Origin of the sequence: Vibrio fluvialis, from assembly GCF_900460245.1 — a bacterium.
Taxonomy (GTDB): Bacteria; Pseudomonadota; Gammaproteobacteria; order Enterobacterales; family Vibrionaceae; genus Vibrio; species Vibrio fluvialis.
In genome coordinates this window covers 711,232-733,338 of the sequence record NZ_UHIP01000001.1, presented here as the reverse complement: position 1 = coordinate 733,338, position 22,107 = coordinate 711,232, and the positions used below count along the sequence as shown (strand labels likewise).

The following is a 22,107-nucleotide window of genomic DNA, read 5'->3' as shown; positions in this document are numbered from 1 at the left end:
GTGACATTCCTATAATTCAAAATTTCGCTAAATGATAACGAAGAAGAACAACAAAAGTGGTCAGCTTTCCCATAAATCCGTACAATCTCGGCCCATATTTCCGCCAGATATCATGGAATTCATCGATTATGACATCCATTACACACGCGCAGCTCGGCTGGAACGAAGTCGGCACCCCGGTTTCAGACCAGTTTGACGATGTTTATTTCTCCAACGTCAATGGGTTGGAAGAGACCCGCTATGTGTTTCTGACTCAGAATCATCTCCCGCAAAGATGGCATGAATATGACCAGCGCCGTTTTGTTGTCGCAGAGACAGGTTTTGGAACCGGCCTCAACTTCCTCGCCTTATGGCAATGGTTCGACAAGTTTAGACAGCAAAACCCGCAAGCGACACTGAAATCGTTACATTTCATCAGTTTTGAGAAATACCCGCTCAGCAAAAGCGATCTCATCAAAGCTCATGAGTCCTGGCCGGAACTGGCTGACTATGCCAAACAACTGCACGAGCACTACCCGATTGCCGTCCCTGAGTGTCACCGCATCGTGCTGGCAGACGGCGCTGTCACTCTCGATCTCTGGTTTGGTGATATCAAAGACTGCATGCCGAAAGTGCCAGTGCCTGATCACGGTATCGTTGATGCCTGGTTCCTGGATGGGTTTGCGCCGAGCAAAAACCCGGAAATGTGGAATCAGAACCTGTTCAACGGCATGGCTAAAATGGCCAAACAGGATTGTACCTGCGCCACCTTTACCTCGGCGGGTTTCGTCCGCCGCGGCTTAATCGAAGCTGGCTTTGCGATGAAAAAAGTCAAAGGTTTCGGCACCAAACGGGAAATGATTGCTGGCGCTCTGACCGAGAAACGGCCCGACAGTAACATTAAACCCTGGTATAAGCTCAATAGCTTAACTGACGTTAATGATGTCGCGATTATTGGTGGTGGCATTGCCAGTGCTGCGTTGGCCAAAGCACTCAGCGAACGCGGCATTCACGTCACCTTGTATTGCGAAGACAGTGAACCGGCGCAAGGCGCGTCAGGCAATCGTCAGGGCGCAGTGTACCCGCTGCTGAACGGAGAGCACCAAGGCGTCTCGCGCATCTTCGCTCCAGCGTTTCTTTACTCCCGTCAATTCGCGGAGAAAGCGGCGCAGCACATTCAATTTGATCATGACTGGTGCGGCGTCACCCAATTGATGTGGGATGACAAATCAGCAGTCAAACTCAACAAAATGCTCAACGGTGAATTTTCGGCAGAGTTAGTGACCAAACTCGACGCGAAGCAAACTTCAGCGATGATGGGGTTGCCTGTCTCGGTTGAGAGCGTTCATTATCCGTTAGGTGGCTGGTTGTGCCCAGCTCAGTTAACACAAGGTTTGTTAGCGAAGCTGAGCGAGGAAGGAAAATTAACCGCCTATTTCAATCACCGCGTGACTGCGCTGAATTGGGATACGAAGCTACGCTTGTGGCAGTTACAATTTGCCGAACATCAGGTTGCGCATCAGTGTGTGATTTTGGCCAATGGCCATCAGTTTGATGGCTTTGCACAAACTCAATCCCTGCCGCTGGGTAAAGTCAAAGGTCAGGTCAGCCACATTCCGACCAACGATACGCTTAAGCAACTCAAAACCGTATTGTGCTACGACGGCTATATGACGCCGCACAACCCGGCTTCCGGGACACATTGCATTGGCGCCAGCTACGATCGTGATCACCTCGATTGCGAATTTGACGCCGCTGCGCAAATCGAAAATGGCGCACGTTTAAGCCACTGTGTCACCGACCAGGCTTGGCCGGCACAGGTCGACACATCAGGTAACGAATCCCGTCAGGGCATTCGTTGTGTCAGCCGCGATCATCTGCCATTTGTCGGCAGTATTGGTGATATGGAAGCGATCCTCAACCAGTATCAGGATCTGGTAAAACAAAGCGAACAGGATGCCGAACCGGTTGCGAACTATCCGCAACTGTACGGCTTGCTGGGACTCGGCTCTCGCGGCCTGAGCTCCGCACCATTGCTGGCCGAAGTTCTGGCCTCCATCATTTGCGGTGACCCATTACCACTGCCTGTCGATGTGATGGAGACACTGCACCCAAGCCGCATGTGGGTACGACGTCTGCGCAAAGGCAAAGCCATCAGCGAAAAATAACCGCCGTCAGACAGCAAAAAGCCTCGCTACCGCGAGGCTTTTTCATATTCAATTCGAAGGGCTCACTTATGCCAGCTTCGCGACCGCTTGTTTCAGTTCGGCATTCACGGCTTCATCCGTTATTTTACCTGCTTCTAGATCAAAGACGTTATAGAAGTTGGGTACTGACACTGACGCTTTCACGTTGCCCGCAAAGAAAGGGGCTGAACCTACTGCTGCGGCCAAGACAGATTGCGCACCACCTGGGCCCGGTGACGTTGCCAGATAAACGGCAGGTTTGTTCTTGAACACTTCGCGATCGATACGGGTTGCCCAGTCAAACAGGTTTTTGTACGCCGCAGGGTAGTGGCCATTGTGCTCGGCGAAAGAAATCACAAACGCATCAGCCTGAGACAAATCGCGCAGGAAGCCCTGTGCGCCTTCAGCATGACCGATCTCTTTTTCCAGATCTTCACTGAACATCGGAACGTTGTAGTTGTTGATATCCAGAACCTGAACTTCAGCTCCGTCGATGAGATTGGCTGCATATGTTGCCAAAGCTTTGTTGATTGATGTTGAGCTAGTGCTAGCTCCAAATGCGATAACTTTCATGATGATAACCCTCAGTGCTCGTTTGATGTTGTTAGATTAAACATTCGCCACCAAGGTAACAATCGCAAAAATTATAAGGAGTCATTCAAATAAATTGAATGACTCCTTATAGGCAACCTTTAAGACTCGAATCAGGCCTGAGCGGCCAGTTCACGCCACAGATCAGAAACAATGACACGATCAGCCGGATTCAGTTCAGAGCGCGCCGCTTCCAGGCTCTGCTCAATGCGGTTTTTCAACTCTTCCACGTCCTGCACGCCGTCGTCTTCACACGCCGCTGCCGATAACGAGATATGACCACGCAGATAGCCACCAGCAAACAGTTCATCGTCTGATGCTGTTGCAATTCGGGTATCAATCAGCTCAAGGAGTTTTTCTTCAAATTCAATAATCATGCTTATCTCGTTACTTCACAATAAATTGGTCTGGAGCCAGTGGGGCAATGTGGTAGAAAGCACGCAGTGCGTTCGACAGCATGCTCACCCGCTGTGGTAGTCCTGCGTCTAAAATACTCAGTACTTCTTGATGTACCTTGCGCATAAACGCCAGTCGGTCAGGCTCAAAATCGCCGTTAAGGTTGTCACAACTGACCGTAAAAGGAAAGCCTGCACTCAGCGACAAAATCCACTCATACGCCTGCGGGCGAACTTCCACTTTCTCAAACTGCGCCTGAACCGCTTCGGTGCGGCCATCCGGCTCATACCAGTAGCCAAAATCTTCCAGCAGGCGCCGCTGTGGTCCGGCGACACACCAGTGAGCAATCTCATGCAACGCCGAAGCGTAAAACCCGCGTGCGAAAACGATACGGTGATGCGGCACTGTCTCATCGGCAGGCAGATAAATAGGCTCATCGCCCCCCAGTTCTAACTTAGTGTTGAACGGGGCAAAGAAAGTATCGTTAAAAATGGTGATTAAATCTGTGTAGTGGTGAGTCATAACATTACGGCTAAAGGTCGTCGACGCGGTGCATTCTCGCGATTTTTTCGTCCCGGGTAAAGGATTGCAACTAGGTTCATTAGTTTTAGTAATCCAGCAAACGGTTTCTTTGCACAAAATCTCATTCGTCAATCGCCCCCTTTCCCTCTACACTTGCGCCTTTTGCGGCGCACACGATTCATAGGGTCTTTTTCGATGCTTTTGAGTGTTTTATATATTATCGGGATTACCGCGGAAGCCATGACAGGCGCATTAAGCGCAGGCCGACGCAAAATGGATTGGTTTGGAGTCATGCTGGTTGCCAGCGCTACCGCGATTGGCGGTGGCACCGTTAGGGATATTTTGCTGGGTCACTATCCGCTCGGTTGGGTTAAGAATCCGGAGTTTCTGGCGATCACGTGTATCGCTGGTGTCCTGACCACCGGGATCTACAAATGGGTCATAAAACTCAAAGGATTGTTTATTCGTTTGGATGCGCTGGGGCTGATCGTGTTTAGTATCATCGGCACAAAAATCGCCATGGGGATGGGGCATCACGCGATGATCTGTATGGTTTCCGCGCTGGTGACGGGTGTGTTTGGTGGCCTGCTGCGCGATTTAATCTGTCGTCAACAACCGCTGGTGCTGCACGATGAGTTGTACGCCTCGGTGACACTGGTTGCCTCTGGCCTGTATCTGGCGATGTTGGAACTGGGCGTCAATGATGTTACCAGCACCATCGTGACCTTGGTGGTCGGCTATACGCTGCGCATGGCTGCCGTGCGTTTCAAATGGCGTTTGCCATCGTTCCATCTGGAAACGGAAAACTCACTGCACTGAGTTTATGCTGAACGATAAAAACGCCCTCATTTGAGGGCGTTTTATTTACAGATTCATTCCGGCATCAATCAGCAGTTTAGCATGGCGCATACCCAGTGAACCGTCATTGAGTAAAAAGCGAATCGACGGCACGATATCTTCCGGCATCAAGATACGCCCTAGCGGCGTCGATGCCATCCACTGATGCAATTCGGCAATTTGTGTATCGTCCATCCCCGATTTACCTTGAATTTCGGTGGCTGTCACTCCCGGTTGTACCGAGTTGATGCGAATCCCTCTGTCTGCCAGATCGAGGCTCATTCCGGCCATCAAGCCTTCGAGTGCCGATTTGCTGGCCATATAAAAACTGGAGTGCGCAAACGCTTTTTCCACCACCAGACTTGAGATCACCACCAGGCTCGCGCCACGGCTTAATACAGGCAGCAGCGCCTGTATCGTAAAGAAAGTCCCTTTGACGTTGATATCAAAGGTGTGATCAAACGCTTCTTCGCTGGATTCGCCGATGATGTTGGGCTGATACACACCAGCATTTAATACCGCGCCATCCAGTTGCCAGCTTTCTCGTTGCAACATGTCACCCAGAGCCTGAATATCAGACAGTTGACCGTTGTCTGCGACCACCCAGTGCAAATCTCCGGAGAGTGACTGGGCTACCTCAGCCAACTTTTCTGCACTTCTTCCCGTAATAATGACGCGATCTCCCTGCTCCAGGAGCGATCGGGTTGTCGCTAAGCCAATTCCGGCGCTACCACCGGTAACCAAATACGTTTTCTGTTTCATAAGCTCTCCTTAGTGGACAGCGACTAGAATATGCGCTTTTATACATTCCAATAAGGCACCAATAATTCAACTCAAAGTTTCCAAATGAGAACTTATGAACATCAACCAACGTATTCTGAATCTGCTTCCTTTGTTACATCAGGTGATTGAGCAAGGCAGCTTTCAACGAGCGGCTCAGCAATTACGCCTTCCGCGTTCGTCAGTCAGCAAGAAAATCGTCCAACTCGAAGAGCTGTTAGGCCAACCAGTGCTGCATCGGACGACGCGGCAATTGCGTCTCACCGAACTCGGCCAAGAATTGCTGGCGCTCAGCCATGGGTTACCCTCCTTGCTTGGAGACATTGACGCTCTGATTGACAGCGCCAGCTCTGCCCCATCGGGCACGGTAAAAATCAGTTGTGCGACCCTGTTTGGCCAGCAAGTGGTCATTCCTGAGATTCATGCGCTGCGCCAGTTGTATCCCAACATTACGCTTGAACTGAGTTTCGACGACAACTTTACCGATCTGATTGACCAACAAATCGATATCGCCATTCGCGTCGGACACCTGCCGGATTCACAACAGGTCGCCAAGAAAATAGGACACAAGCGACGTTGTTTCGCCGCCAGCCCCGGCTATCTCAGCCGCTTTGGTGTACCAACTCATCCTGAACAACTGACGAAGCATCAATGTCTTGTTTTTAAACCACGTAGTGGTGCTCACGACCACTGGTCGTTTCAGGAAAAAGGTGAGGATACGGTGGTTTCTGTTGCCGTACCTGCAAGTCTGGCGACGGATGACGTACGAAGTTTGATCGATCTCGCCATGCTGGATAACGGGGTTATCTATGCCGATCTGACGTTGTTACAGCCGTGGCTGGCAAAGGGAGATTTGGTTGAAGTGCTTAAGGAGTTTGTGCCTGCGGAACAAGAGCCGATTCAACTGCTCTGCATTGGGCGCTCCAGTCGTAGCCGGGCGGCAACGACAATCTGGGAGGAGCTGGCTAAGCGGCTACCTCCCAAATTAAACAGTAATGATTAAATCACTGGTGTTTCGGTGTGTACGCCGTGGTTCTGGCCACGGTGACGCAGCAGATGATCCAGCAGTACGATCGCCAGCATCGCTTCAGCGATGGGCACCGCACGAATACCCACACAAGGATCATGACGACCTTTGGTGATCAACTGAGTCGCTTCACCGGTGCGAGTAATTGTATCACCGGGAACCGTGATGCTTGATGTTGGTTTAAGGGCAATGTTTGCCACAACATCCTGACCCGTTGAAATACCGCCAAGAATGCCGCCGGCATGATTGCTGGCAAAGCCTTCCGGGGTCAGAGGATCACGATGTTGGCTACCTTTCTGATTCACCACATCAAAACCATCACCGATTTCTACGCCTTTTACCGCGTTGATGCTCATCAGTGCGTGAGCGATATCGGCATCCAGGCGATCAAACACTGGCTCACCGAGACCCACAGGCACATTAGTTGCCACAACCTGAATCTTGGCACCAATCGAATCACCTTCTTTTTTCAGGTCACGAATCAGTTGGTCAAACGCGTCAACTTTATCTACATCCGGACAGAAGAACGCGTTGTTGTCGATTTCATTCCAGTCCACTTTGTCGATCGACACATCGCCCATCTGTGACAGATAAGCGCGAATCTCAACGCCGAATTCCTGCTTGAGGTATTTCTTGGCAATGCCGCCAGCCGCTACGCGCATCGCAGTTTCACGCGCCGACGAACGGCCGCCGCCACGGTAATCACGAATGCCGTATTTCTGATGGTAGGTATAGTCCGCATGACCCGGACGGAACTTGTCTTTAATGTCGGAATAATCTTTGGAGCGTTGATCGGTGTTTTCAATCAGCAGACCAATTGACGTGCCTGTGGTTTTGCCTTCAAACACACCCGATAGGATTTTCACTTCATCCGGCTCACGACGCTGTGTGGTATAGCGTGACGTGCCAGGACGGCGGCGATCCAAATCCACCTGCAAATCTGCTTCACTGATCTCTAAGCCCGGAGGGCAACCGTCAACGATACATCCCAGTGCGATACCGTGACTTTCTCCGAATGTCGTCACTCGGAAATGTTGTCCGATACTGTTTCCTGCCATTACTTCCTCAAATTAGGTTTCCGCAAGCCTGAACGTTTGGCTCACGGTACACATTACAATTCTTCGTGGATTCATAGTCGCTTTATTACGAAATGATGTAAAGCCCCAAAATCGAACAATTTCGCGAGGTACAAAAAAGCCGGCGCAGTGGCCGGCTTTACCGTCTGTTTGCTTAGTCGCGGTAGAGCGAGAAATCGCTCGCACACTCAACCAGCTGTTCGCGGGTCAGCAGGAACACGCCGTGACCGCCGTTCTCGAACTCCAGCCAGGTAAATGGAATATGCGGGTATTGATCCATCAGGTGAATCATTGAGTTACCCACTTCACACACCAGAATACCTTTTTCAGTCAGATAGTGTGGCGCGTTCGCCAGAATGCGTCGCACCAGTTTCAGGCCGTCAGTACCCGCAGCCAGACCCAGTTCAGGCTCATGCTTGAACTCATCCGGCAGGCTGTTCATGTCTTCCTGATCCACATACGGCGGGTTCGTCACGATGATGTCGTACTGCTCTTTAGGCAGATCACGGAACAGATCCGAACGAATCGGGAAGACTTGCTGCTCCAGACCATGGTCCTGAATGTTCTGCTCTGCGACCTGCAGCGCGTCGGCTGAGATATCAATCGCGTCGACTTCCGCATCCGGGAAAGCGTGCGCACACGCAATCGCGATACAGCCACTTCCGGTACACAGGTCCATGATGCGGGTAGGTTCATTCACCAGCCAAGGTTCAAACTGAGCTTGAATCAGTTCGCCAATCGGTGAACGCGGCACCAGCACACGCTCATCAACGAAGAATTCCAGGCCACAGAACCAAGCTTTGTTCGTCAGGTAAGCCACTGGTGTGCGGTCTTTGATTCGCTTAATGACACGTTCAACCACGCGCAGGCGTTCGCTGCTGGTCAAACGAGAGTTCAACACATGAGGAGGCACGTCAATCGGCAAATACAGAGTTGGCAGGATCAGTTGAACCGCTTCATCCCATGCGTTATCGGTGCCGTGACCGTAAAATAAATTCGCAGCATTAAAGCGGCTAACCGTCCAACGAATCATATCTTGAAGCGTATGCAGCTCAGAAACCGCTTCATCTACAAAAATCTTATCCAAAATTGCCTCCGAAAAGCGCTACAATACTGCCAATTCCGATTAACAACAGAATATCTATTCCCTAATGAGCAAAAAAGACACCGATTTCAACGACGATCATGAATTCGATGCTGATGACGATTTCGCTTTATTTCAGGATGCAGTAAAGGGCGTTAAAAAGTTTTCGCAGGATACCATAATCCAGCAGCCAAACAGAAACCCCAAACAAAAAGAAATCCGCCGTAGCGCACGTGAAGCGAGCGACAACGACTTCTATTTTTCAGATGAGTTTGTTCCGGTATTGAGCGATGAAGGGCCGACACGCTATGCGCGCGGAGATGTATCGAAGTATGAAGTAAAAAGATTACGTCGTGGCGTGTACGTGCCGGACGTATTCCTTGATATGCACGGCATGACGCAACAGGAAGCCAAACGTGAACTGGGCGCGATGATCGCCTACTGCATTAAAGAAGGCGTGCATTGTGCCTGCGTGCAGCACGGCATCGGCAAGCACATTCTTAAACAGAAAGTGCCGCTTTGGCTGGCGCAGCATCCGGATGTGCTGGCATTCCACCAAGCTCCACTCGAGTTTGGCGGTGATGGTGCCCTGCTGGTGCTGCTGTCGATCCCGGAGAAATAACACAACGCCCCAAGTTTGGGGCGTTGTCGTTGATGGCGTTAGTAGCGCATATCCGGCGGAATCGGCATATTCTCTTCTTTGAGATGCGGACGCTGACCACCTTTACGGCGGTATTGTTTCAACTGGAACACGTACGCCAGCACCTGAGCCACCGCGACAAACAATCCGTCCGGAATTTCCTGCTCCAGTTCGGTGGTGTGATACAGCGCGCGAGCGAGCGGCGGTGCGGGGACAATCATGATTTCGTGCTCGCGGGCCACTTCGCGAATCTTCAGTGCCAGATGGTCTATACCTTTGGCCACAACGACCGGCGCTCTGTCGCTATTTTGTTTGTAGCGCAAGGCGACCGAGAAATGATCCGGGTTGGTAATGATGACATCGGCCTGCGGCACATCCGCCATCATACGACGCTGCGCCGCTTCTCGTTGCAGCATACGAATCCGGCCTTTGACTTCCGGCTTACCTTCGGTGTCTTTGTATTCGTCTTTCACTTCCTGTTTGGTCATTTTCAGTTGGTTGGCGTGTTGCCAGATCTGAAACGGCACGTCGATCGCCACCACCACCAACAGTGAGCAGCTAATCAGCAAGACGAAGTTAAGCAGGATATCCAGCGCGTGAAAGATGTTTTGCGGGAAGATATCTAGACTGAGCTGAAACAGATCTTCCTTTGACGCTTCAATCAGATAAAACGCCACGCCCGCCACCAGCAGTACTTTGAGAATGGATTTCAGCAGTTCCACCCAGCTTTGTAAGCCGAACATTCGCTTAAGGCCGCTGAGCGGGTTCATTTTCGACAGCTTGGGCATCGCCGCTTCCGCAGAGAAACTGACGCCGCCCACCCCTGCCGCACCAATCAGCGCCGCAATAAACAGGGTAATCAGAATCAGCAGCAGCGGCAGCAGTAAATTCACCATCGCACCGGAGACGATATCGAACAGCTTGTTGACGTCGAAAATCTCTTCGCGACTCAGGTTGAACAGGCGGCCCATGGCCGAATACAGCCCGCGCGCCAGTGCGTCACCAAACCACATCAGTGACAATGCGCCCACCACCAATACTGAGACCGACGCCAACTCCTTCGAACGCGCAACCTGGCCCTTTTCCCGAGCCTGTTGCAACCTTCGGGGCGTGGCCTCTTCGGTCCTTTCTTGTCCGTCTGATTCTGCCAATTCAGCCTCCTAAACGCGTCAACAATCGAGACGTATCAGGCGGCACACTTGCTGCTCGCCCTCTGTCCAGAATAGCTCATAGTGCGTATAGAGTCCGCTGATGATGTACCAACACAACAGCAGGCCAACCAGCAGCGCAAACGCAAAACCCAGTGAGAAGATGTTCAATTGCGGCGCAGCACGCGTCATCACACCAAACGACAAGTTCACGGTGAGCAGCGCGACAATGCCCGACAGCGACATACTCAGCGCGACCTTAAACATGATACCGAGCCACAAGGAGAGCTCGCGAAAATCGACTGCCGTCAGCGTTCCGGTACCAATCGGCAAGCTCTTGAAGCTCAGCACCAGAAGATGAATCATCTTAAGGTGACCATCACTGGCAAGGAAAAACAACGTGGCCAGAAACATAAACAACTGGCCCAGCAGCGGCGTGTTTTGTCCGTTGGCCGGGTCAACCATGGACGCAAAACCCAGGCTCGACTGCATACCCAGAATCTGACCAAGCATAACGAAGGTTTGAATCATAAACTGCGTCACCATGCCCATCGCTACTCCGATGATGAGCTGATTGAGCGTGGTCAGGAAACCGTTAAACGACAGCAGTTCAAGATCTTCAGGCACTTGCGGAATCGCAGGCATCACAGCCAGCGTGATCGCCAACCCCAGATAGAGGCGGATGCGGGTAGAGACAAAGCGTGCACCGGTGACCGACATCACCATCAACATGGCGGAGATGCGGGCATAAGGCCAGAAGTAGTTGGCGATGAAGTCGAGGACGACGCTGGTTGGGTACTCCATAAGCCGCCCTAATACAGCACCTGAGGTATACGCTCGACCATGGAGAAGAAGAATTCCATCATCATCTGCGTCATCCAGTGGGCAAACAGCATGAGCGCCAACAGTGTGACAATCAGACGTGGCAGAAAGCTCAGCGTCTGTTCGTTGATTGAAGTTGCCGCCTGAAACACCGCCACCACCAAACCAATCAACAAGCTTGGAACGATAATGGCACACACCATGATCAGCACCATCCACAGTGCATTACGGAACAGTTCAACAAAGACTTCAGGGGTCATGTGCTTCTCCCGCTACATGGCAAAACTGCCGGCCAGGGTCGAAAGGATGAGGTTCCATCCATCCACCAGCACAAACAGCATCAGCTTAAATGGCAATGAGACAATCATCGGCGAGAGCATCATCATACCCATCGCCATCAACACCGAGGCAACCACCAGGTCGATAATCAAAAACGGCAGGAACAACATAAAACCAATCTGGAACGCCGTTTTCAGCTCCGACGTAATGAAGGCCGGAATCAGGACCGCCATCGAAACATCTTCCGGGTTCTTCACATCAGAACCGGAAATGTTAACGAACGTCTCGAGATCTTTCACTCGCGTCTGCTTAAGCATGAACGCTTTCATTGGTTCCTGAGCAAGGTCAAAGGCCTGACGAGCAGAGATCTGCTCATTGAGATACGGCTGAATCGCCTGATCATTAATCTTATTCAGCACTGGCGACATAATGAAAAAGGTCAGGAATATCGCGATACCGATAATAACCTGGTTGGATGGCGTCTGCTGCAAACCCATCGCCTGACGCAGAATCGACATCACCACCACAATGCGGGTAAACGACGTCATCAGAATGACCATGGCCGGCAGGAAGCCCAGCATGGTCATCAACGCGAGAATTTGCAGGTTTACCGAATAGTCTTGGCCGCCATTTGGGTTGGTGGTCATGGTAAAGGCCGGAATACCGCCTCCGCCACTGCTGCTCCCCAATGCCATGGTGCGTGAATTACCCTGCTCTTTTTCCATCGCAGAGACCGTCATGTTTTCTGCACTGGCGGCGGTAGCCGGGATCGGCGTTTCCAGTTCCTGCTGCGCACTGGCCAGCGGCGCAAACAGCAGCGCGCTCAGCCACATCACTATCGCCAAGCGGTGCGTCAACACCGACAGCGCATTACTCAGACGTTTTTTTATCATGCTTTTTCAGTAGCTGAGCCAATTGATTTGAGAAAGGCGTTGACTCCAGCTCCTCCTGCTTGAGTGGCGTTTCCAGTTTTGAGATAAGTTGAATGGACTGCGAGGTCACACCAATCAGAAATTGTTCTTCTCCGGCCTGAACGATCATAACGCGTTCTTTGGTGCCAACTGGTAACTGACGAACCACGTTCAATCCCTTTTGATGACCAAAGGCCGGAACTCGCATCCGCTTGAGTAACCAGGCCATAAAAAGGATGAGCGCAATAACGAACAAAAGCGACCCGAATGTGGTCGCTAAGTCCAACTGTGAATTTTCCACCGCCAACGCTGGCGTGGAAACCAGAGCTAAGCCTATGAACTTATTCATAAGCTATCTCAGTTTCTTAATGCGTTCAGTCTGGCTGATAACGTCAGTGAGACGAATACCAAATTTATCGTTGACCACCACCACTTCGCCGTGAGCAATCAAGGTACCGTTAACCATCACGTCCAGCGATTCGCCCGCAATGCGATCCAACTCCACCACCGACCCCTGGTTCAATTGCAGCAGGTTACGGATACTGATTTTCGAGCGACCCACTTCCATGGAAATGGTAACCGGAATATCCATAATGGTATCGAGTTTACGGCGCTCATCATCTGAGATGGGTTTCGTGGTGTCTTTCAGTTCATCCAGTGGTGCGGCCAGAACTTCATCGACATCGATGTCCGGTGCATTGGGGTCTTCACCCAGCGCCGCTGCCCACTCGTCTGCAAGCCTTTGATCATCTGATTTTGACATCTTTGCTACCTATAGTTTTTTATTCTACCGTTTCTTCGTCTTCATCCTCGTCGTTGTCCAGTTCGGCAATTATGTCTTTGCCAAGGAACGCGAGGTCGGTTTTCACCACATCAGGGCGTCTGATTTTTTCGGAGACCTGAACCGCCAGTTTTTCTCCGGAACGTCCCATTTTTACGCGGAACGTCGGTAATTCTTCAACGAACATGGTGGCATGTTCGGGCATTTTAATTGGAATGATGTCGCCGACTTGCAGCTCCATCAGGTCACGCAACGCGAGATCCTGTTCCAACAGGTTAACGCGGAAGTTGACCGGCACATCCATGATCTCTTCACGCAGCGCCGAGCTCCAGCGCACGTCGGTTTCCATCTTGTCCGACTGAACACCCGCATCGAGCAGTTCACGGATCGGTTCAACCATGGAATACGGCATGACGATGTGGAAATCACCACCGCCACCGTCCACTTCAATATGGAACGAACTGACCACGATCACTTCGGTCGGACTGACGATGTTCGCCATGCTCGGGTTCACTTCCGAATCGAGGTACTCAAATTCGACCCCCATCACCGGCGCCCAAGCGTCTTTGTAGTCGCCAAACACAATCTTCAGCAGCAACTGAATCACGCGGCGTTCGGTTGGCGTGAATTCGCGCCCTTCAATCCGAGCGTGGTAGCGACCATCGCCACCAAAAAAGTTTTCCACCAAAATGAACACCAGACGCGCTTCCATCGTCACCAGCGCGGTGCCTTTCAGCGGACGGAAACGCACCATGTTCAAGCTGGTTGGAACGTACAGCGTGTTCTGATATTCACCGAACTTCATCATCTGTACGCCGTTGATCGACACTTCAGCGGTTTTGCGCAGCATGTTGAACAGGCTGATACGCATGTGCCGGGCAAAACGTTCGTTTATCAGCTCCAGGGTCGGCATTCGACCACGGACGATCCGATCCTGCGACGAGAAGTCAAACGAGACGGCACTGGTGTCTGAAGTATCTAACTCTTCTTCGGCTTCATCGACGCTGTCTACCCCGTGGAGCAGCGCGTCGATTTCGTCTTGGCTTAATAAATCAGTCACGTTTCACCTATTGCATTACAAAATCGGTAAACAACACCCGTTCAATCACAGGCTGCCCCACGACTTTGGTCATCGCCGCCTTAATGTCGTCAGTGGCTTTATCGCGCAATTCAATACGGCCTGTGGTGCTGCGCAGTTGCTCGACCGTTGCTGAAGCAAACGTCCCCAACAAAGTACTTTCAACCAATGGCGAATGGTAACGAGCTAAATCTTCATTTTTGCTGCCACGTACCATGAGTTGCACTTTAATCTGAACCATCCGATCGCGAGTATCACCACTGACATTAAAGACAAACGGCTGGGCAATGTTGACGTAAGACACCGGATCAACCGGCACTGCCGCTTCCTGAGCCGCTTCCGCCGGAGCATTTTCACTGCTGTCTGAGCCCATCAGAAAGAATGCAGCGCCGCCTCCGCCAAGCAATAACACCACGGCTGCGATGATAATAACCAACAGCTTCTTTTTGCTCTTCGGGGCTTCTTGTGGGAGTTCTTCAACAGCCATAACTTACTCTATGTCGTTATTTTCTATTTAGTTTAAGCGTAATAACTGATTCCATCACGCTTTGATGCCACATTCAAATCAAGTTTGACGTCTGTATCAAGATTTTCTTCACCGCCAAAGTGTTCATTGCCTGCGGTTTGACCACTCTGACCTCCGCCACCTGCGGCGTAGCGCTGTTGCTGTCCCGAGTTCTGCTGTTGAACAGAGGTATCCGCCAGCTGTACGCCTTGTTGGGCGAGCATCTCTCTCAGCCTTGGCATCGAGTGTTCCAGCGCATCACGCGCCTGCTGGTTGGATACGGTAAACTGCACGCTGGCACCATCACCATGCATGTTCATGCGAATGTGTAAACGACCGAGTTCAGGCGGATCCAAGCGAATATCCACATGCTTAAGGTTTTTCGACATCATGACCTGAACGCGCTCTGCCATATCATCGGCGCTCATCTCCTTGCTGAGATGCAAAGGAGCCGATTGCTGAGGCTGCATCTGGTCGGCACGCAAGGTTTGAGTCGCGCTCAGGCCTTGCTGACCCGCAGCCGCCGCCACCTGATGCGCCAATTGGCCATCACTGCCGTGTGCTCCACGCAGATCTTCGATGCCACCCAAACCTTTGGCACCTAACGCGGCTTTCAATGCTGCCGGGTTGAAGGCTTCGGTTTTGGCCATCATCTCCGGCGTCAACATCGGGTTAAATTGTGCCGCCGCTGGATTAAGCGGGGAAGCATTCTGCGCCTGATTTAAAGGTTGTCCCGCAAGATCCGCGCTGACTGCTGATTGCGCTTGAGTGACCGCTTGTTGAGCTGGCTGTAGTTGATGCAGAGGCTGCTGCGCAGTCGCCCCATGTTGAGTGGCCATGGCTATCTGCGCCTGTAATGCCGGTTTTGCTTTGGCGGCGAGATCGGTATCAGTAAAATCGGCCGACAGCGGTCCACCCGGCATGCTTGCCTGAGCTTGATCTACGTTGGCTTTGGCCCATGGCACCGCTGCCGCTTCCATCGGTGATAACGGCATCGCATCAGTATCCGTCAAGGGTGCGGTTTGCGAAGCTGGTGTGCTGGCAGGCTGCGCAGCCATCATTGCAGCAAGTTCGCTGTCACTGATGGCGTGCACGTTTTTGTCGACTTTCGCCTGTTGATCCACAGAAGGAGCCAAGGTGTCATCATCTAGGGCAGTACCAGAGGCTACCATGGTGCCAGATAAAGGTTTCGCGGCCGGAGGCAACTGTACCTCAACGTCCATATCTTTGGTGACGTCTGCCTCTTGGGCAGATTTTGCTGCCACAAACTGAGGGTTGGATAACTGAGCAGAGAAAGGCAGATCAGAGGTCTCGCTTGAATCGACAGGCGCCGCTTTAGCTGCAGCAGAGTGCTTTGTTTGCGTCGTCAACTCAACACTTTGTTCCTCGGCAGCCGTCGCCTCATGAGGCAAAGTCTTGCCGTTATGTTTGGCCAGTGCCTGATTCGCTTTCTGCAAGCGTCCGAGCAGTTCATCACCATCACTCATCGCCTGAGCCGTTTTTGTCTGAACATCCTGCTCAGTGGCGTTGGCATCTTTGGCAATAAAAGGTTTTAAATTCTCTGGAATTTCAGCAACTTCGGCCGCCGATTGTTCACCATCAGCGGAGGCAGAGCTTGCTTTGGTGTCGGATTCGCTGTTGCCTTGTTGCAGGACGGCATCGGCGCTTTTAGCTGCATTTTCGGCCTCAACCGCCTTACCAGCTTGGCCTGATTTGCTGTTCGCTGCCACAGATTCGCCGTCACTCCCCTCTGCACTCGATTTTGAGCCGAACAGTAAAGCAGACAGTTTACTCAGGAACCCGCTGTTATCTCCGGCTTCGCCCTCTGTAACACTTTGTCCTGCGGCACCTTTAGCCACACTGGTGACTTTGGTGTTATCGACTGAAGAGGTTGAATTGACATTCATATTCACTAGCTCGCATTTCGTACTGCACAGAACGCTACCGCAACACAGACTGCCAGTAGCACAGAGTTTTCAAACTTACTGCTTGTACTTTTGCAAAAAGCACGCCAATACAAATTAATCCCAACGGGAATCAGCGAAAGTTGGAACCAGTGCGACGTCGGTTGAAGCTGAGCGTCGAAAATTCGTCCATCAGTTTCTGCTCACGTTTTTCCTGCAGGCGGGCTTTCTCTGTCTGCTTTTTCTCGATGAGCCACTCGTAGGAGCGGCGCTGCTTACGTACGGCCATCCAGTGCTGCTCACAATTCTCAACCTGAGTCTTGAAGTGCTGCTCCGCATTGCGCTGCTTCGCCAGTGTTTCATCGAGCTGAGTCAGAAATCGGTTGAGGTGACCGTACTGGCTGGCCGTGAGCCCCGCCTGACCACGTTCAACCAGTTGCTGGCAGTACTCAAGGCGATACTGCTCAATCTGTTTAAGCTGGTGATAGTAGCCGTCGAGCTCGCTGCGCGCTTTGCTCAGAGCCATCACCGCTTTATCTTCATTATCCCGAGCCTGGTCGAGCAGGAATTCCAACGCGTTGTCCATTCAGTTACCCCACACTGAGCACATTTTTAAGCATGCTGATGCACATCTCGTACGGCACCGAATCTTTCATGCCTTGCTGCAGATAGTTATCCAGTTTAGGTTTGAGAGTAAACGCGCTGTCAATCGCCTTATCAGTGCCCGGTTTATAAGCACCGATCGAGACCAAATCCTGATTTTTACGGCAGATAGACAGAATTTGTCGTACCGCCTTTGACATCAGAACGTGTTCATCGGTGGTGATTTGCGGCATCACCCGGCTGACGGATTTCTCCACGTCAATGGCTGGATAGTGGCCAGCATCGGCCATTTCACGCGACAACACGATGTGACCATCGAGGATCGCTCGCGAGGCATCGGCAATCGGATCCTGCAAATCATCGCCTTCGGTCAGTACGGTAAAGAATGCCGTAATCGAGCCTTGATGTGGACCGCCGTTACCAGCTCGCTCCACCAGCGCTGGCAGTTTCGCAAACACCGATGGCGGGTAACCTTTGGTCGCTGGTGGCTCCCCCACCGAGAGCGCGATTTCACGCTGTGCCTGAGCAAAACGAGTCAGCGAGTCCATCAGCAACAGCACATCCAAGCCCTGGTCACGGAAATACTCGGCAATCGTCAATGCCGTCTGACACCCTTTCAGGCGCATCAGCGGCGAGGCATCAGCAGGTGCTGCGACCACAACGGAGCGTTGGCGGCCATCGACACCCAAAATTTCTTCAATAAATTCTTTAACTTCTCGGCCCCGTTCACCAATCAGCCCGACCACCACCACCTGTGCGGTGGTGCCGCGGGTCATCATGCCGAGCGTGACCGATTTACCCACACCAGAGCCGGCAAACAAGCCGATACGCTGACCTTTGCCCACCGTGAGCAAACCGTTAATGGCTTTAATCCCTACATCGAGCGGTTCACTGATCGGCTTACGTGCCAGCGGGTTAATCGGTTGAGCATTGAACGATGCGCGTTGGTCGGTATAAATCGGCCCCAATCCATCGAGGGGGTTGCCCACCCCGTCAATCACGCGGCCAAGCAGTTCCATCCCGACGGGCAGTCCCGCCTCTTCCGTCAACGGCGTGACTTTGGCCCCCGGCAGCACACCTGTGATTTGCTCGCTCGGCATCAGAAACAGGCTGTCTCCGGAGAAACCCACCACTTCGGCTTCCATTTCACCGGACATAGTCTGCACCCGGCACAACGAGCCAATTGGCGCGCGGCAGCCAGTCGCTTCCAGTGTCAAGCCGACGACGCGAATCAGTTTGCCCGAGGCAATCGGACGGCTGGTCAGCCCTTCGGTTTTGTACTGTGCTAAACGGTCAGCCAATGACAGCATTATTCATTACCCTGTTGATGACGATTGGTGCCACAGAAACTGTGCAAAACATTGCGAATGCGATCTTCCATTCGGTAATTAACACTCGACTCACCCGCTTCAATCTGAACATCGCCACGATTGAGCGCTGGCTCACTGACCAGCGTCCAGTTGCGCAGATCGAGTTCCTGTTCGCCGTAAGCCTGTCGAATGATGGCGCAATCTTCCGGATTGAGTTTGAGTGTAATGGCGTGACCGGAAATAGGCAGCGCCTCGACCGATGCTTTGACCGTATCGAGGATCACCTGAGGATTGGTTTGCACCTCGACATGCACCACTTCTTTGACCAGCGTGAGCACCATGTCGACCAACTGCTTTTCAACCTGAGCATTCATCAGCTCCAGTGGTTGGGCAAACTGGTTCGCCAGGCCGATAAAGGTTTGCACGTGCTCTTCAATCACTGACTGACCCGCTTGCAGACCTTCTTCTTTGCCCGCCGCCAAGCCTTCTTCGTGACCCGCCTGAAAACCGGCGTCTTTGCCTTGCTCAAAACCTTGTTGATAACCTTCAGCCTGACCTTGTTCGATACCTTCCTGATAAGCAACCTGCTTGATCAGTTCGATGTCTTGTTCTGTTAGCTGAACTGGCTCTTCGTTTTCCGGTTCATCGAAACTCGGCATCCAGCTCGGGTCGTAGTTCATTGCCGTTTCACGGGCTTGCTTGTGCGTTTCCGCGCCATAGTCCGGCAGGCCCCACTTTTTCGGAGGCTCCACTGTGTTATCCGAACCGAGACGAATAAAACCGCGTTTTCTTTCACCTGACATGGTACATCCTACCCAAAGATAAAAAGGGCCTGCTGATTAAGCGGGCCCTTGGCATTACAAGAATTCGTCTGCCCCGCCAGACAACATGATTTCTCCGTTGTCGGCCATACGGCGGGCAATCGCCAAAATTTCTTTCTGTGCGGCTTCCACATCCGAGACCTTGATTGGCGGCATCGCCTCCAGGTCGTCTTTCATCAGTTCAGCAGCACGTTTCGACATGTTCTTAAAGATCTTGTCACGCAGCGCATCGTCGGCACCTTTGAGTGCTTTTTGCAGCACATCTTGCGGAACGTCGCGCAGCAGTTTCTGAATACCCTGATCGTCGACTTCGACCAGGTTTTCGAACACAAACATCAGATCCTGAATCTGCGTTGCCAGGTCTTCGTCCTGATCGCGCATCTGGTCCATCAACACGCCTTCGATATTGTTGTCCAGATAGTTCATGATGTCGGCTGCCGCTTTCAGACCACCAATCTTCGCCGCTTGCGCGCCCGCTTGACCGGCAAACTGTTTCTCCATGATTTCGTTCAACTCGGCCAGTGCCGATGGTTGAACTTCTTCCAGGTTAGCAATACGCATCATCAGATCGAGGCGGTCACGTTCGGAGAACTGCGCCAGAATTTCCGCAGACTGATCCGGGTCGAGATACGACAGAACGATGGTTTGAATTTGCGGGTGTTCGTTAACAATAATGCTGGCGACCTGACGTGGGTCCATCCATTTCAGTGAATCCAGACCTTTCGAGCCGGTACCCAACAGAATTTGATCCACCAGGTTGTTCGCTTTGTCTTCACCCAGAGCAGCAATCAGCGCGTTACGCATAAAGTCTTCGCTGCCCATACCAATATTGGTGTATTTCTGAATGTCTTCCAGGAAGGCACGGTGCACCGCACTCACTTTGTCCTGACTCAGATCTTTCGCTCGCGCCATGGCACTACCCACGCGCTGAACCTGCTTCGGTTCTAAATGGCGAATAATCCCGGCGGCGTCTTCTTCATTGAGACTGAGCAGCAGAATCGCCGCTCGCTCTTCACCGGGAATACTCGAGATGTCTACAGATGATTCGACCACTTCTCCACCATCTTTCTTTACAATTTCGTTAGGCATTTTGCATCCAGTTCTTCACAACTTGAGCCGCAAGTTCAGGCTCGTTGGCCACCAGAGCACGTACTGCTTTGAGTACATCCTCGTCCTTGTGCAGATTTGGCAGGTCAATACCTGAACCAAACTCGAACAGTTCTCCACCTTCAATATCACTGCCGATTAAGCTGGTTTCACCACCCATCCCCATAGGCAAGCCATCCGGACCGTACAGCTGCTCGTCGTCTTCTGCTGCCGGGTTGAGCAGTTTCTTCATCGCCGGACGCACCAGCACCAGAACCACCACGATGATCACCAGTGCACTTGCCAGCCAACGAATCCAGTCGCTGAAGTTCGGGTTGTCCCAAATCGGCACATCAGCCATTTGTTCAACTTCCGGCTCAGCAAACTGCATGCTCAATACGTTCAGCAAGTCACCACGGTTTTCGTTGTAACCCACGGTACCAATCAGTACCTGACGGATGGAACTGAGTTCGCTTTCGCTCAGCGGCGTATACGTAATTTCACCCGTGTCCGGATTCACGTTGGCGCGGTTTTTCACCGCAACCGCAACGGTTTGACGGTTGATCACGCCCGTTTGCTTACGCTCGTGGCTGATGGTGGTGTCGAGCTCAAAGTTGCGCGTCGCTTCTTTATGCACCGAGCCCTGACCCATGACTGAACCGTCTTTCATCTGTGCCACGTCTTGTGGGATCGAGGCATCGGCTGGTGGCTGGTTGCTCAGTGCACCTGGCACACCTGCCACTACGTTGCCGTTGTTGTAATCTTCCAGCGTGTATTCACTGCGGGTCGATGGCGTGTTGGGGTCAAAACGTTTACGAGTCTGTTCAATGGCGCTGAAGTCGAGTTCAATATCAACCTGTGCGGTGTAGTTGCCAAGACCCAGAATCGGAATCAACACGGAGTCGATTTTGTCACGCAGGTTTTGCTCCTGCTTGCGCTCCATCTCCTGCTCTTTACGACGTGCAGAAGAGACCGGATCCTGAGAACCCGAGCTGAGTAGTCGACCATGTTGATCGGTCACGGTCACGCGGGTCGGGGTCATGCCCGGAACCGCACTGGCGACCATATCGACAATTGAGTCCACTTCTTCTTGTTTGAGGTTGGTGCCTGTACGCAATGTCAGAAAGACCGATGCCGACGCTTCCTGATTGTGACGGACAAATACGCTTTGCTTTGGCAGCGCCAAAAGTACGCGAGCTTTGTTGACCTGACGCATCTCTTCAATGGCTTTACCGAGCTGACGTTCACGACTCAGCTTAAGGCGTTCCTGTTCAAGACGTTGAGAAACACCAAAGCCCATGTCTTGCAGCAGAATGTCATCACCGGCTTGGCGGGACTGATTGAGTCCGGCACGCACCATGTTCAGTTTGAGGCTGTTGTAGTCGCTGTTCGGCACCAGAATGGTGTTGCCATCCAGCTTGTATTCTTGTTTCTGCTGATCCAGATAATCCAGTACCGGAATCAGTTCTTCCGTCTCATAAGCACCGAGTGGACGCATTTCCGGCTCTTTGACCCAGAAAAACAGCATCACAATCAAAGCAACACAGATAGAGATCGACAGCACCAGCACAATCTGACGCAACAGGTCGAGATCGCCCATTGCGAAATCAAGTTTGGAGGAGCTCTTTTCGTCCATATCCGGGTTTTGTACGCCGCCGTCCAGATCAGTGCTGGACAGCAGTGAATGGTCACCACCGTTGGACAATGCCAGATCCGTTGTTTGCTTATCTTCAGCCACAGT

24 protein-coding genes are annotated in these 22,107 nt (G+C 52.1%); 4 read left to right on the top strand and 20 right to left on the bottom strand.

Features of this window, described 5'->3' with window-relative positions:
- Positions 1 to 128: 128 nt before the first annotated feature.
- The gene (mnmC, locus tag DYA43_RS03530; protein ID WP_061056235.1) at positions 129 to 2,147 is read left to right on the top strand and encodes a bifunctional tRNA (5-methylaminomethyl-2-thiouridine)(34)-methyltransferase MnmC2/FAD-dependent 5-carboxymethylaminomethyl-2-thiouridine(34) oxidoreductase MnmC1; all 2,019 of its coding nucleotides are present in this window, start codon (positions 129 to 131) and stop codon (positions 2,145 to 2,147) included.
- A gap of 66 nt (positions 2,148 to 2,213) precedes the next feature.
- On the opposite strand, the gene DYA43_RS03525 is transcribed toward mnmC, so the two are convergent.
- The 3 genes from DYA43_RS03525 to DYA43_RS03515 all read right to left on the bottom strand — a co-directional run bounded on the left by DYA43_RS03525 (position 2,214) and on the right by DYA43_RS03515 (position 3,674).
- Positions 2,214 to 2,738: an NADPH-dependent FMN reductase gene (locus DYA43_RS03525; protein WP_020430705.1), complete on the bottom strand. Its 525-nt coding sequence runs from the start codon at positions 2,736 to 2,738 to the stop codon at positions 2,214 to 2,216.
- A gap of 131 nt (positions 2,739 to 2,869) precedes the next feature.
- On the bottom strand, positions 2,870 to 3,133 hold the full coding sequence (locus DYA43_RS03520) for a YfcL family protein (RefSeq protein WP_020331191.1): 264 nt from the start codon (positions 3,131 to 3,133) through the stop codon (positions 2,870 to 2,872).
- Between the two features lie 10 nt (positions 3,134 to 3,143).
- Positions 3,144 to 3,674, bottom strand: coding sequence for an elongation factor P hydroxylase (locus tag DYA43_RS03515; RefSeq protein ID WP_047458510.1), 531 nt, complete (start codon positions 3,672 to 3,674; stop codon positions 3,144 to 3,146).
- Positions 3,675 to 3,869: 195 nt separating this feature from the next.
- Here DYA43_RS03515 and DYA43_RS03510 point away from each other — a divergent pair, with 195 nt between their 5' ends.
- Positions 3,870 to 4,493, top strand: a complete 624-nt coding sequence (locus DYA43_RS03510; protein WP_020331189.1) for a trimeric intracellular cation channel family protein — start codon at positions 3,870 to 3,872, stop codon at positions 4,491 to 4,493.
- Between the two features lie 45 nt (positions 4,494 to 4,538).
- On the opposite strand, the gene DYA43_RS03505 is transcribed toward DYA43_RS03510, so the two are convergent.
- A complete protein-coding gene (locus DYA43_RS03505) occupies positions 4,539 to 5,273 on the bottom strand; it encodes an SDR family NAD(P)-dependent oxidoreductase (protein WP_061056234.1) in 735 nt (244 codons plus the stop codon).
- A 94-nt stretch (positions 5,274 to 5,367) separates the two neighbouring features.
- Between DYA43_RS03505 and DYA43_RS03500 the strand changes: the two genes are divergently transcribed.
- Positions 5,368 to 6,294, top strand: coding sequence for a LysR family transcriptional regulator (locus tag DYA43_RS03500; RefSeq protein WP_032080953.1), 927 nt, complete (start codon positions 5,368 to 5,370; stop codon positions 6,292 to 6,294).
- Here DYA43_RS03500 and aroC read toward each other — a convergent pair.
- Together aroC and prmB are read right to left on the bottom strand one after the other, a co-directional pair.
- A complete protein-coding gene (gene aroC / locus DYA43_RS03495; protein ID WP_020430698.1) occupies positions 6,291 to 7,376 on the bottom strand; it encodes a chorismate synthase in 1,086 nt (361 codons plus the stop codon). The two genes, DYA43_RS03500 and aroC, sit on opposite strands and share 4 nt — an antisense overlap.
- A gap of 172 nt (positions 7,377 to 7,548) precedes the next feature.
- Positions 7,549 to 8,481: a 50S ribosomal protein L3 N(5)-glutamine methyltransferase gene (gene prmB / locus DYA43_RS03490; RefSeq protein ID WP_024373496.1), complete on the bottom strand. Its 933-nt coding sequence runs from the start codon at positions 8,479 to 8,481 to the stop codon at positions 7,549 to 7,551.
- A gap of 64 nt (positions 8,482 to 8,545) precedes the next feature.
- Here prmB and smrB point away from each other — a divergent pair, with 64 nt between their 5' ends.
- Positions 8,546 to 9,100 (top strand): endonuclease SmrB, encoded by a 555-nt coding sequence (smrB, locus tag DYA43_RS03485; RefSeq protein WP_020331184.1) that lies wholly within the window; start codon positions 8,546 to 8,548, stop codon positions 9,098 to 9,100.
- 38 nt (positions 9,101 to 9,138) lie between these two features.
- On the opposite strand, the gene flhB is transcribed toward smrB, so the two are convergent.
- The 14 genes from flhB to fliF form a co-directional block, all read right to left on the bottom strand.
- On the bottom strand, positions 9,139 to 10,269 hold the full coding sequence (gene flhB / locus DYA43_RS03480; RefSeq protein ID WP_038128931.1) for a flagellar biosynthesis protein FlhB: 1,131 nt from the start codon (positions 10,267 to 10,269) through the stop codon (positions 9,139 to 9,141).
- A gap of 18 nt (positions 10,270 to 10,287) precedes the next feature.
- Positions 10,288 to 11,070 (bottom strand): flagellar biosynthetic protein FliR, encoded by a 783-nt coding sequence (gene fliR / locus DYA43_RS03475; RefSeq protein ID WP_020331181.1) that lies wholly within the window; start codon positions 11,068 to 11,070, stop codon positions 10,288 to 10,290.
- 8 nt (positions 11,071 to 11,078) lie between these two features.
- A complete protein-coding gene (gene fliQ, locus DYA43_RS03470) occupies positions 11,079 to 11,348 on the bottom strand; it encodes a flagellar biosynthesis protein FliQ (protein WP_020331180.1) in 270 nt (89 codons plus the stop codon).
- A gap of 12 nt (positions 11,349 to 11,360) precedes the next feature.
- Positions 11,361 to 12,200 carry a flagellar type III secretion system pore protein FliP gene (fliP, locus tag DYA43_RS03465; RefSeq protein WP_161624203.1) on the bottom strand — a complete coding sequence of 280 codons (840 nt, stop codon included), beginning with the start codon at positions 12,198 to 12,200 and terminating at the stop codon, positions 11,361 to 11,363.
- Between the two features lie 37 nt (positions 12,201 to 12,237).
- On the bottom strand, positions 12,238 to 12,627 hold the full coding sequence (gene fliO, locus DYA43_RS03460; RefSeq protein WP_020430693.1) for a flagellar biosynthetic protein FliO: 390 nt from the start codon (positions 12,625 to 12,627) through the stop codon (positions 12,238 to 12,240).
- A 3-nt stretch (positions 12,628 to 12,630) separates the two neighbouring features.
- A complete protein-coding gene (gene fliN / locus DYA43_RS03455; protein WP_020331177.1) occupies positions 12,631 to 13,041 on the bottom strand; it encodes a flagellar motor switch protein FliN in 411 nt (136 codons plus the stop codon).
- A 19-nt stretch (positions 13,042 to 13,060) separates the two neighbouring features.
- A complete protein-coding gene (gene fliM / locus DYA43_RS03450; protein WP_020331176.1) occupies positions 13,061 to 14,119 on the bottom strand; it encodes a flagellar motor switch protein FliM in 1,059 nt (352 codons plus the stop codon).
- Positions 14,120 to 14,126: 7 nt separating this feature from the next.
- Entirely contained in the window at positions 14,127 to 14,624 is a 498-nt protein-coding gene (gene fliL / locus DYA43_RS03445; RefSeq protein WP_020331175.1) for a flagellar basal body-associated protein FliL, read from the bottom strand.
- A 32-nt stretch (positions 14,625 to 14,656) separates the two neighbouring features.
- The gene (locus tag DYA43_RS03440) at positions 14,657 to 16,549 is read right to left on the bottom strand and encodes a flagellar hook-length control protein FliK (protein WP_061056233.1); all 1,893 of its coding nucleotides are present in this window, start codon (positions 16,547 to 16,549) and stop codon (positions 14,657 to 14,659) included.
- A 130-nt stretch (positions 16,550 to 16,679) separates the two neighbouring features.
- A complete protein-coding gene (gene fliJ, locus DYA43_RS03435) occupies positions 16,680 to 17,132 on the bottom strand; it encodes a flagellar export protein FliJ (protein ID WP_020331173.1) in 453 nt (150 codons plus the stop codon).
- A 4-nt stretch (positions 17,133 to 17,136) separates the two neighbouring features.
- A complete protein-coding gene (gene fliI / locus DYA43_RS03430; RefSeq protein ID WP_020331172.1) occupies positions 17,137 to 18,459 on the bottom strand; it encodes a flagellar protein export ATPase FliI in 1,323 nt (440 codons plus the stop codon).
- Positions 18,459 to 19,262: a flagellar assembly protein FliH gene (fliH, locus tag DYA43_RS03425; protein ID WP_020331171.1), complete on the bottom strand. Its 804-nt coding sequence runs from the start codon at positions 19,260 to 19,262 to the stop codon at positions 18,459 to 18,461. The genes fliI and fliH overlap by 1 nt, the downstream gene beginning before the upstream one ends.
- A 54-nt stretch (positions 19,263 to 19,316) precedes the next feature.
- A complete protein-coding gene (gene fliG / locus DYA43_RS03420; protein WP_020331170.1) occupies positions 19,317 to 20,369 on the bottom strand; it encodes a flagellar motor switch protein FliG in 1,053 nt (350 codons plus the stop codon).
- Entirely contained in the window at positions 20,362 to 22,104 is a 1,743-nt protein-coding gene (gene fliF / locus DYA43_RS03415) for a flagellar basal-body MS-ring/collar protein FliF (RefSeq protein ID WP_020331169.1), read from the bottom strand. The genes fliG and fliF overlap by 8 nt, the downstream gene beginning before the upstream one ends.
- Between the last annotated feature and the right edge of the window lie 3 nt (positions 22,105 to 22,107).

Bases quoted from the DNA above. Each gene is read 5' to 3' on its own strand.
- fliH (WP_020331171.1), bottom strand. From the start codon at position 19,262: ATGTCAGGTGAAAGAAAACGCGGTTTTATTCGTCTCGGTTCGGATAAC.
- DYA43_RS03520 (WP_020331191.1), bottom strand. From the start codon at position 3,133: ATGATTATTGAATTTGAAGAAAAACTCCTTGAGCTGATTGATACCCGA.
- DYA43_RS03525 (WP_020430705.1), bottom strand. From the start codon at position 2,738: ATGAAAGTTATCGCATTTGGAGCTAGCACTAGCTCAACATCAATCAAC.
- DYA43_RS03500 (WP_032080953.1), top strand. From the start codon at position 5,368: ATGAACATCAACCAACGTATTCTGAATCTGCTTCCTTTGTTACATCAG.
- DYA43_RS03515 (WP_047458510.1), bottom strand. From the start codon at position 3,674: ATGACTCACCACTACACAGATTTAATCACCATTTTTAACGATACTTTC.
- fliN (WP_020331177.1), bottom strand. From the start codon at position 13,041: ATGTCAAAATCAGATGATCAAAGGCTTGCAGACGAGTGGGCAGCGGCG.
- fliJ (WP_020331173.1), bottom strand. From the start codon at position 17,132: ATGGACAACGCGTTGGAATTCCTGCTCGACCAGGCTCGGGATAATGAA.
- DYA43_RS03510 (WP_020331189.1), top strand. From the start codon at position 3,870: ATGCTTTTGAGTGTTTTATATATTATCGGGATTACCGCGGAAGCCATG.
- DYA43_RS03505 (WP_061056234.1), bottom strand. From the start codon at position 5,273: ATGAAACAGAAAACGTATTTGGTTACCGGTGGTAGCGCCGGAATTGGC.
- fliP (WP_161624203.1), bottom strand. From the start codon at position 12,200: ATGTGGCTGAGCGCGCTGCTGTTTGCGCCGCTGGCCAGTGCGCAGCAG.
- fliI (WP_020331172.1), bottom strand. From the start codon at position 18,459: ATGCTGTCATTGGCTGACCGTTTAGCACAGTACAAAACCGAAGGGCTG.
- smrB (WP_020331184.1), top strand. From the start codon at position 8,546: ATGAGCAAAAAAGACACCGATTTCAACGACGATCATGAATTCGATGCT.
- fliR (WP_020331181.1), bottom strand. From the start codon at position 11,070: ATGGAGTACCCAACCAGCGTCGTCCTCGACTTCATCGCCAACTACTTC.
- DYA43_RS03440 (WP_061056233.1), bottom strand. From the start codon at position 16,549: ATGAATGTCAATTCAACCTCTTCAGTCGATAACACCAAAGTCACCAGT.
- fliL (WP_020331175.1), bottom strand. From the start codon at position 14,624: ATGGCTGTTGAAGAACTCCCACAAGAAGCCCCGAAGAGCAAAAAGAAG.
- aroC (WP_020430698.1), bottom strand. From the start codon at position 7,376: ATGGCAGGAAACAGTATCGGACAACATTTCCGAGTGACGACATTCGGA.
- fliQ (WP_020331180.1), bottom strand. From the start codon at position 11,348: ATGACCCCTGAAGTCTTTGTTGAACTGTTCCGTAATGCACTGTGGATG.
- fliG (WP_020331170.1), bottom strand. From the start codon at position 20,369: ATGCCTAACGAAATTGTAAAGAAAGATGGTGGAGAAGTGGTCGAATCA.
- fliO (WP_020430693.1), bottom strand. From the start codon at position 12,627: ATGAATAAGTTCATAGGCTTAGCTCTGGTTTCCACGCCAGCGTTGGCG.
- mnmC (WP_061056235.1), top strand. From the start codon at position 129: ATGACATCCATTACACACGCGCAGCTCGGCTGGAACGAAGTCGGCACC.